This window comes from Amycolatopsis sp. NPDC006131, from assembly GCF_040614175.1.
GTDB classification, from domain to species: Bacteria; Actinomycetota; Actinomycetes; order Mycobacteriales; family Pseudonocardiaceae; genus Amycolatopsis_E; species Amycolatopsis_E tucumanensis.
Map to the genome: position 1 here is coordinate 1 of NZ_JBEXTX010000227.1, position 3,428 is coordinate 3,428.

5 protein-coding genes are annotated in these 3,428 nt (G+C 68.3%); 3 read left to right on the forward strand and 2 right to left on the reverse strand.

The features are described 5' to 3' along the window. Window positions 1–244: 244 nt before the first annotated feature. A complete protein-coding gene (locus tag ABZ215_RS43485; RefSeq protein ID WP_017985244.1) occupies window positions 245–631 on the reverse strand; it encodes a cold-shock protein in 387 nt (128 codons plus the stop codon). Between the two features lie 163 nt (window positions 632–794). On the opposite strand from ABZ215_RS43485, the gene ABZ215_RS43490 reads away from it, so the two are divergent. Continuing rightward, complete coding sequence (locus ABZ215_RS43490) at window positions 795–1,025, forward strand: hypothetical protein (RefSeq protein ID WP_017985245.1); 231 nt, start codon at window positions 795–797, stop codon at window positions 1,023–1,025. Here the strand turns inward: ABZ215_RS43490 and ABZ215_RS43495 are convergent. After that, window positions 982–1,614, reverse strand: a complete 633-nt coding sequence (locus ABZ215_RS43495) for an HAD family hydrolase (RefSeq protein ID WP_020416906.1) — start codon at window positions 1,612–1,614, stop codon at window positions 982–984. The two genes, ABZ215_RS43490 and ABZ215_RS43495, sit on opposite strands and share 44 nt — an antisense overlap. 118 nt (window positions 1,615–1,732) lie before the next feature. Here ABZ215_RS43495 and ABZ215_RS43500 point away from each other — a divergent pair, with 118 nt between their 5' ends. Both ABZ215_RS43500 and ABZ215_RS43505 read left to right on the forward strand, forming a co-directional pair. Continuing rightward, window positions 1,733–2,338: a TetR family transcriptional regulator gene (locus ABZ215_RS43500; RefSeq protein WP_020416907.1), complete on the forward strand. Its 606-nt coding sequence runs from the start codon at window positions 1,733–1,735 to the stop codon at window positions 2,336–2,338. 5 nt (window positions 2,339–2,343) lie between these two features. Further along, window positions 2,344–3,306 carry a R2-like ligand-binding oxidase gene (locus ABZ215_RS43505; protein WP_020416908.1) on the forward strand — a complete coding sequence of 321 codons (963 nt, stop codon included), beginning with the start codon at window positions 2,344–2,346 and terminating at the stop codon, window positions 3,304–3,306. Window positions 3,307–3,428: the final 122 nt, after the last annotated feature.

The following is a 3,428-nucleotide window of genomic DNA, read 5'->3' on the forward strand; positions in this document are numbered from 1 at the left end:
CGCTGCGCGCGGCTGGAAGCGCCGGCTTCGCTTCGCTACGCCCGGATCTGCCCCTCCCGAACCCGATCTCTCAGTGTTCGGTTGCCGAGACACCGCGTCAAGGCGGGAAAGCGTGCCTTGACCCGTTGGCTCGGCAACCGATTTGGCTGGGGATCGGGTTGCGGGAGAGGGGTGGCTCGTGGGGGTGGTTGGCGTTCGTTGCCGGGTGGCGGTTGCGAGGTCTGCCCTCCCCCTGTGAGCTGGCTTACGGGTCGAGGTCGCGGGCCACCGCGCGCATCACTTCCGCGATCCGCTTGGTGTTCTTGCGGTCGGGGTAGCGGCCGCGGCGCAGGTCCGGCTGCACCTTCATCTCGAGCAGCTTGATCATGTCCTCGATCAGGCCGTGCAGCTCCTCCGCCGGGCGGCGGCGCGCTTCGGCGACCGAGGGCAGGCTGTCGATCAGCCGAACGGACAGGGCCTGCGGGCCACGACGGCCGTCGGCTACGCCGAACTCCAGCCGCTGGCCTGCCTTGAGTGCCTCGACCCCTTGGGGGAGCGCGGTCTTGCGGATGTAGACGTCCTGGCCGCCGTCCTGGGTGACGAAACCGAACCCCTTCTCCGCGTCGTACCACTTGACCTTGCCGGTCGGCACTGCCCTCACCGTTCCTTCGCTCTGAGTAAGTCATCTCGCGTACCGGCGGCACGTGACCGCCCTGCACGACGAACGCGCCCTGGGCGTACCCAGGACGCGTATCCGCCAGCCTATCCCGGTATGCGCCCTCCGGTGAAGAAGATATGGGTTCTAACCTTGTGCCATGGATACTCCGGCCAAGACTTCCCCGCGCAAGCCGTTCCTCATGCGGCTCGGGATCGGTGTGTTCGCCGTCGGCGTGCTGGCCGTGCTGGCTGTGTTCGTCCTGTTCGCGTTCGGCCTGCGGGATCTCCCGGTGTGGCTGAGCGCCGTCGCCGGGGTGGCCACTCCCCTCGGCATCGCCCTGTCGCTCATCTCACTGGTTCGCGAGCACCGGAAAGCGGCTGCCGGCTGAGCCAGGCCGGGAACTCCGCCAGGCTCTCGAAGACCACCTCGGCCCCCGCCGCCAGCAACTCGTCGCGGGTGCAGGGGCCCGTCGTCACACCCACCGGCACCGCACCGGCCGCCAGCGCACCCCGCACGTCACCCAGGTGATCACCGGCGTAGATCGTCGCGCCGTGCTCGCGCAGCGCCACCGCCTTGCCGTCCGACCACAGCTCACCCACGAGCACGTCGACGGCGAGGCCGAGCGCCTTCACGTGCAGCGCCGCGTTCGGGCCGTACTTGCCGGTGACGACGACCGTGCGACCGCCGGCCTCGTGCACCGCGGCGAGCGCCTCGTGCGCGCCGGGCAGGGCGACGGTCTCCGGGATCACGATCTCCGGGTACAGCTGGCGGAAACGGTCGACGAGCGCGCCGATGCGGTCTTCGGGCGCGCCGAAGTCACGCAGCACCATGTCCAGCGGCGGGCCGAGGTTGGCGGCGAAGTGCTCACCGTCCAGCGGCAGGCCCGCCTCCTCGCCGAGCGCGTTCATCACCGCGACCATGCCCGGCCGTGGATCGATGAGCGTCATGTCCAGGTCGAATCCGACGGCTGTTCCCACGACAGCCACGGTAGCCGGACCCACCGACAGTTCCGGCCGGCATCTCACAACCGCTTTACATTGACGCCGTTCGAGTCAACTTCCTTGACACCAGGACAACGTGTGTCAAGCTGTTCTTGTGACTGAGATCACCGACTCGTTCGTGGAGCGGACCAGGACTTCGCTCCGGGAGACCCTGCTCGACGCGGCGGCCGACATCCTGGCGGCGCGGGGCTACGCGGCCCTGCGGATGGCGGACGTGGCGTCGGCGGCCGGGGTCAGCCGTCAGACGGTCTACAACGAGTTCGGCAACAAGAACGCGCTCGTGCAGGCGGTCGTCCTGCGCACCACGGGCGAGTTCCTGGACGGCATCCACCAGCGGTTCGCGTCGGCGCCCGATCTGCTGACCGGCATCCGGGGCGCGGTCACCTACACGATCGAACACGCCAGGGAGAACCGCCTGGTCGCCTCCGCGCTGGGCACGCCCCAGGGCGAGGACCTGCTGCCGCTGCTCACCACCCGGGGTGAGCCGGTGCTGTCCGCGGCGATGGCCACCGCCGCGACGCACTACCGCCAGTTCCTGCCCACCCTCAGCACCGAGGCCGCGAACCTGCTCGCCGAGACCGCGGTGCGGCTCTCGTTGAGCCACCTGGTGCTGCCGACCCATTCCGCGGCCGAGGCGGCCGACCTGGTCTGCGCCGCGCTCGCACCGGCCATCACCCACTACTCGTCCACAATGGAGTGAGCGACATGACTGGAACCCTGCCCGCGCACCGCACCGGATTCGCCTCGCTGCGCCGGGGCGGGCTGAACTGGGATTCGTTCCCGTTGCGCCTGTTCGTGAAGGGGAACCGGAAGTTCTGGAACCCGGCCGACATCGACTTCAGCAAGGACGCCGAGGACTGGCAGACCCTCACCGACGAGGAGCGCCGGTCGTCGACGTACCTGTGCGCGCAGTTCATCGCCGGCGAGGAGGCGGTGACGGAGGACATCCAGCCGTTCATGAAGGCGATGGCCGCCGAGGGCCGGTTCGGCGACGAGATGTACCTGACCCAGTTCTGCTTCGAGGAGGCCAAGCACACGGAGGTCTTCCGCCGGTGGATGGACGCGGTGGGGCTGACGGAGGACCTGACCTCGTACGTGAGTGAGAACCCGCACTACCGCAAGCTGTTCTACGAGGAGCTGCCGGAGTCGCTCGCCGTGCTGGAGCACGACCCGAGCCCGCTGAACCAGATCCGCGCGAGCGTCACCTACAACCACGTGATCGAAGGCAGCCTGGCGCTGACGGGCTACTACGCGTGGCAAAAGGTCTGCACCACGCGCGGCATCCTGCCCGGCATGCAGCAACTGGTGAAGCACATCGGCGACGACGAACGTCGCCACATGGCGTGGGGCACCTTCACCTGCCGACGACACATCGCGGCCGACGATTCCCTGTGGGACGCGGTCCAGCAGCGCATGGGCGAACTGCTGCCGCACGCGCTCGGGATGATCCAATGGGTGCAGGACCAGTTCGAAGAGCCGCGCCCGTTCGACAACGACCCGCAGGAGTTCATCGAGTACGCGGCCGACCGGGCACAACGCCGCCTAGGCGCCATCGAATCGGCACGAGGAGTCCCGGTCGGCCAGATCGACCTCGACTACTCCCCCGAACAACTGGAAGAAACGTTCGGCGAAGAAGACGCCAAAGCACTGGCAAACGCAGTGAGCTAAAGCGCGCAGCGCAAGGCTTTGAACAAACCCGAGCTGGGTGGTCATCCCGTCGCCTGACACGCAACGATCACCTTGAGCCAGGGCCGCAACCCAGGCCGCCAACCGGCGGCCGAACATGCCAA

Bases quoted from the DNA above. Each gene is read 5' to 3' on its own strand.
- ABZ215_RS43490 (WP_017985245.1), top strand. From the start codon at position 795: ATGGATACTCCGGCCAAGACTTCCCCGCGCAAGCCGTTCCTCATGCGG.
- ABZ215_RS43505 (WP_020416908.1), top strand. From the start codon at position 2,344: ATGACTGGAACCCTGCCCGCGCACCGCACCGGATTCGCCTCGCTGCGC.